The organism is Chitinophaga sp. (assembly GCF_036566945.1).
In the GTDB taxonomy this organism is placed as follows: domain Bacteria; phylum Bacteroidota; class Bacteroidia; order Chitinophagales; family Chitinophagaceae; genus Chitinophaga.
The window spans coordinates 1-1,965 of record NZ_DATCVJ010001037.1 but is presented as its reverse complement, the minus strand read 5'-3'; the positions used below and the strand labels follow the sequence as shown (position 1 = coordinate 1,965).

Annotated in this window: 2 protein-coding genes; one reads left to right on the top strand and one right to left on the bottom strand. The window is 42.7% G+C overall.

Features of this window, described 5'->3' with window-relative positions:
- Positions 1-43: 43 nt before the first annotated feature.
- Positions 44-886 carry a hypothetical protein gene (locus VIP81_RS31315; protein ID WP_331971392.1) on the bottom strand — a complete coding sequence of 281 codons (843 nt, stop codon included), beginning with the start codon at positions 884-886 and terminating at the stop codon, positions 44-46.
- A gap of 399 nt (positions 887-1,285) precedes the next feature.
- Between VIP81_RS31315 and VIP81_RS31310 the strand changes: the two genes are divergently transcribed.
- Positions 1,286-1,965, top strand: a 680-nt coding sequence (locus VIP81_RS31310; protein ID WP_331971389.1) for a Fic family protein, incomplete at its 3' end; no start/stop codon positions are given.

Below are 1,965 nucleotides of genomic sequence, written 5' to 3'. Positions count from 1 at the left end.
TCGCTGCATTTACTAAAAGCTAAAAGCTAATGGCTAAAAGCTGTTAAAATTTCCATTTGTAAAAATAGATAGGCGCATTTTTGCCTTCACTGATAGTGACATAGCCATCATTATTGGGGGTAATGGTAATACCTTCTCCCTGTTTTTCTACCACATAGGGTAGTTCTTTGGCGGGTTTTGCCATGGCCTCTTCCACACTTTCATTGCTGTTGCGGTGCCAGTAGTAAACGGTGGTTAAGGTTTTAATAACAATATGGTGACCGTCTTTAGAGATGTCTCCGGAAGTTATCCAGGAGTAAGGTAATTTGATGAGTTTTTCTAACACAACTTTGTCACCATCTTTGAAAAAAAGCTGTTTGGTTTTATACAAGCTGACTTGTTTTTCTCTTTTGCTGATAATATAAATTTGTTTACTGATAGGGTCAATCATCAGCGATTCTGCATCGCGTGCTTCGTTAGGGAATTTGAGGGTGAGTACATCGGGCGTAATCGTTTCGTGCTCGCCGGGCATTTTTTCCGGTTCCGGAAAACGGTAGATCCGGATATGTGTCCGGATGCCGGCATTATCACCAATATCGCCTACATATACATAGAACTTTCCTTTTACGGGTCCAATGCCTTCGGCAATATCTTCCCAGTCACGATTACTCACACCATCCAGTTTAAGGGTGGAAACGAGCTCGCCTTTGTTGTTGAGGAGGAACACTTCCGGTTTATTGCCACTGTCGTTGTGCGTCCAGTAGCAGCCCTTTAATGGCACGCTGGAGGCGATGCCGGAGGCTTCCTTGATTTTATCGAGGTGGCCGATGATTTCCGGCGTGACTGTTTGGGCCACGGTGGTAGTGGAGAAGAGGATGCAAAGGATGTAGAGGGTTAGTGCGCGCATATGTTAATTTACAGAAAACTGCGGTAATGGAGATTTTTTAACTTTTTTTTGCTGGAGGCGTTGTTGGAGACTGCCTATGGAAACATCGCATGGAAAAGGGAAGCAGCGGAATGTATTAGTTTTTGTGGCAGAGATGATAGTATCATATGATACTATCAGAGAGGGGTGTCTTCAGCTAAATGTATTACCATAGCGGACTTGGAGGCTCGCTCGGGATAGAAGCAATGTAAATAAAACGCGTATTTTATCGAATTTATTATAATTGATTGATAATTATATGTTTAGATAGTTATTTTAATAATATGCGGTGAATAATTTTGCTATTCGCCGCAAAATATGCGGTGAATAATTCCAGTATGCGGCGAATAAAAAGTATATTCACCGCAAAAAGTGCGGTGAATGAATGGTTATATACATCAATTAGAGCAATGGCCAGATTTTAAATGGAATCAGGAAAAGCTAATGCAGTTACTGACAGGTGTGCGTCATCGTCAGGGACGGTTACTTGGGTATATGGAAGGACTTGGATTTGATTTGCAAACGGAGGCTTCACTTGAAACACTCACACTCGATGTATTGAAATCCAGTGAAATTGAAGGAGAATTGCTGAATACCGACCAGGTGCGGTCATCTATTGCCAAACATCTTGGAATTGATGCGCCGGGGTTGGTGCCAGCTGATAGAGATGTGGAAGGAATAGTAGAAATGATGCTGGATGCTACGCAACATCATGAAGAGGCACTTACAGAAGAACGACTTTTCAGCTGGCACGCGTCACTTTTCCCGGCAGATCAAAGTGGTACACGAAAAATTAAAGGTGGTGCATGGCGGAATAATCCCAAAAGTGCCCCTATGCAGGTCGTATCAGGTCATATAGGCCGTGAGCGGGTACATTATCAGGCGCCTGATGCTGATATACTTTCAAAGGAAATGAGGGCATTTGTGAAATGGTTTAATAAATCAGATAATACGGATGCTGTCATCAGAGCTGCCATTGCCCATTTATGGTTTGTGACCATACATCCTTTCGATGATGGCAATGGTCGTATAGCAAGAGCGATTACTGATATGGTACTAGC